We start from the raw sequence: 2593 nt of genomic DNA on the forward strand, positions 1-2593 counted from the left end.
AAAACTCGCATTCACGGTCGCGCCGCCGAGCGTTGCGGTTCCAGTAACGTTGGTGCGGTCGGCGCTGGCGGGCGAGATTTCCACCATGTAGCTCGACGCCGCCGCGAACGCGAGGTTGCCTTGCACCGTCAGGAGTCCGATCGAATTGCCGGGCGCCAGCGCACCGCCGGCGTTGATCGTGGTGTTGCCGACGGTGCCGTTGCCACCGAGCGTAGCGCCGGCATTGACTGTCGTCAGCGATGAAGACGCGGTCGAACCGTTCACCGCAAGCAGGCCTGCGTTGACCGTCGTGTTGCCGGTGTACGTGTTGATGGCGGTGAGGTTGAGCGCGCCGGCGCCGTCTTTGCGGAGTACGCCGGAGCCTGAGACGACGCCGTCGAACTGGACCGCGTTCGAGCGGTTGAAGGCGAGCGTGCCGCTGTTGGCGACGTTGCCAAGGATCGAGCCGGTGGTGCCGCCGGCGCCAAGCTGCAGGGTGGCCCCGGTCTGGATGGAGGAGCCGCCGGCATAGGTGTTGGTGCCGGAGAGGACGAGCAGGCCCGTGTTGCTGGATGACCCCGGCGTACGGACGACTAGCCCACCCGCGCCGGTGATCGCCCCGCTGGACTGGCCGCCACCGACGAGCAGCGAGGTGCCGCCGATGACGACGGTGCCGGCCGACTGAAGATTGCGCACACGCGACCCAGCCGGATCGGTGAAGTCGACCGTGGCACCGGCGGCGATGTTAGTGGCGACTGCATTGCCCGCGAACAAATCGAGCACGTTGTTGGTGCCACGCAACGTGCCGCCGAGGACATCCAGCGTGTAGTTCGGCGGCACGTTGATGATAGCGCCGCCGCTCGACCAAACCACGGTGCCGGTGCCGCCGGCCTCGCCGAATTGGATCCCGGCCGCGCCGACGAGCAGGTCGAACGTGCCCGTGAGATTCAAGGTCTGGCCGCTCGCCGCGCTGATGTGGGAGGTTCCGCCGCCGTTGACGACGATGGCGTTTGCGAGCGTGCCGGTGATATCTGAGCGCAAGGCGCCGGCGGTGAAGTAGACATTGCCCGTGCCGAGCGCAGTGGCGTTCCCGATCGCAAGCGTGCCGGCCGCGAGCGTGGTGTCGCCGGTGTACGTGTTGGCATTATTCAGAGTAACAGTGCCAGGACCCGCGATGGTCAGTGCGCCGCCGCCAGCGACCAGGCCATCCACTCTTAGATGTGCTGCGGAGCTGGCAGTGGTGATCACCGTATTGGAATTCAGTTGCAGTGTTGTGCTATTGCCAAAGTCGCTTACGATATTGCTGCTCTGCACGTTGATAGCCGCCGACCCCGCACTAACCTGCATGATCAGCGTCCCCCCTCCAATGCCATAGCCGCTGTCGGCGACGGGACTATTGAGGTTCAGCGTACCGACCGTGAACGGACCGTTGTTCAGTAAAATGGCGTAGCTGAGGTTGGAAGTGACCGCGTTGAACGTCGCAGTGGCGTCGATCGCATTGGGAACGGTCGCGGGAGTCCAGTTGGCCGCGACGTCCCAGAATCCGCCGCCGCCATTCCAGGTCTCTGCAGCGGCTCGCTCGGTGAGCGCCACATTTGTCAGCACGGCGGCTGCGGCGCTGAACGCCCCCATCGCAATTGGGCGAACGAGCCGTGCGAGCGATCCCGCCAGTGCGGTGTCCGACTTCGCGCGATGGCGCGTGTTGGGCAAGTGCCGTGCCATCGCAATTTCCTGATCAATAAAACATAATGCGCGATTCAGGCTTCGAGCCTATCGATGCGGGGGATGGGCAACAATGGGATGGAACCGGACTAAACCACTTAAGATGGATATGCGCTAATTCGGCAACATGGTTCGTTGCCAGGTTTTGGCCTCACGCCCGGCGCCCTCGCGGCCGTCCCACCCCAATTGCCAGTATCACCAGGCGTAGCGCACCACGCCCTTGCCGGCGTAGCTCTCGGTCACGTTCGAGAACTCGCCCTCGAAGGTGCCAGCGATCGACCAGCCGTTAGTCCATTTCATCTCGGCGGAACCCGTCACCAGCGCAGCATCGGCGGCCTGCCGCGCGCCGTTGACGACGAAGCTTGCGCCCGGCAACGTCTGGAACGTGGCGGCGATGGCGCGGTCCGGGTTGAAGTCATGCGCCCAGGCGGCGCGGCCGCGAAGGGTGAAGATGCCGGTTGGCATCGCGAATGATTTGTCGGTGCGCAGGCCGAGCTCACTGCGGGTGCTGGTGACGCTCTTGGAGGTGTAAGCCAGCGCAAACGTGTTGGCGCCGACGATGGCCTGCTCGGCATAGGCCGGTAGTTCGAACGTCGTGAACTGCCCGGCAGCGTAGGGCGTCCAGCCAAAGCCGTGGCTGACAAAGCGATAGCCGCCCTCGACGCGGCCCGACCAGGCATTGGCGTTGAACTTTGCGCGCAACTGGTCGATGCCCGCAACGGTGACGGTGCGATCGGTGGTGATGTCCTGCCAGCCATAGGCCAGCGCACCGGTGATGTAGGCCGGACCGACATTGTGCCGGATGAATGCGCCGGCCTGGAACAGGTCGGAGCGGCCCGAGCCAAATCCGTTGACGCTGAAACTGGTGCCGCCGCCGGCGAGTGCAAAACCG

General features: G+C 64.8%; 2 protein-coding genes. Both read right to left on the minus strand.

What is annotated here, in order from left to right:
- Nucleotides 1–1701: beta strand repeat-containing protein (locus ACSQ84_RS35925; protein WP_436216495.1), on the minus strand; the 1701-nt coding region annotated here is incomplete at its 3' end.
- A gap of 195 nt (nt 1702–1896) precedes the next feature.
- On the minus strand, nt 1897–2593 hold a 697-nt coding region (locus ACSQ84_RS35930; protein ID WP_436216496.1), incomplete at its 5' end, for an autotransporter outer membrane beta-barrel domain-containing protein.

Source organism: Bradyrhizobium sp. LjRoot220 (assembly GCF_964252915.1).
Taxonomy (GTDB): Bacteria; Pseudomonadota; Alphaproteobacteria; order Rhizobiales; family Xanthobacteraceae; genus Bradyrhizobium.